The organism is Christiangramia aestuarii (assembly GCF_009735585.1).
GTDB lineage: Bacteria > Bacteroidota > Bacteroidia > Flavobacteriales > Flavobacteriaceae > Christiangramia > Christiangramia aestuarii.
The window spans coordinates 1-398 of record NZ_VJVW01000128.1 but is presented as its reverse complement, the minus strand read 5'-3'; the positions used below and the strand labels follow the sequence as shown (position 1 = coordinate 398).

The 398-nt window shown below is 68.1% G+C and carries 1 protein-coding gene; it reads left to right on the top strand.

Annotation, left to right across the window (positions count from 1 at the left end):
• Positions 1 to 398, top strand: a 398-nt coding sequence (locus FLP08_RS17215) for a phospholipase D-like domain-containing protein (protein WP_238388520.1), incomplete at both ends; no start/stop codon positions are given.

Here is a 398-nt window from a genome sequence, read left to right as displayed (position 1 = left end):
CGGCGAAGAGTACTTTCCGCGCCTGTTCCAGTGCATCGCCGAGGCGCGCCGGGAGATCCTCCTGGAAACCTTCATCATCTTCGAGGACGAGGTCGGCCGGCAGTTGCAGGAAGCCCTCAGCGCCGCCGCCGAGCGCGGTGTCGAGGTGCAGGTCACGGTGGACGGCTACGGCACCGCCTCGCTCAGCCCGGACTACCTGGCCAGGCTGACCGCCTCCGGGGTTCGCGTGCACCTGTTCGACCCGCGCCCGCGCCTGCTCGGCATGCGCACCAACCTGTTTCGCCGGTTGCACCGCAAGCTGGTGGTGATCGATCGCCGGCAGGCCTTCGTCGGCGGCATCAATTACGGCGAGGACCACCTGGTACGTCGCGGCAACATGGCCAAGCAGGACTACGCGG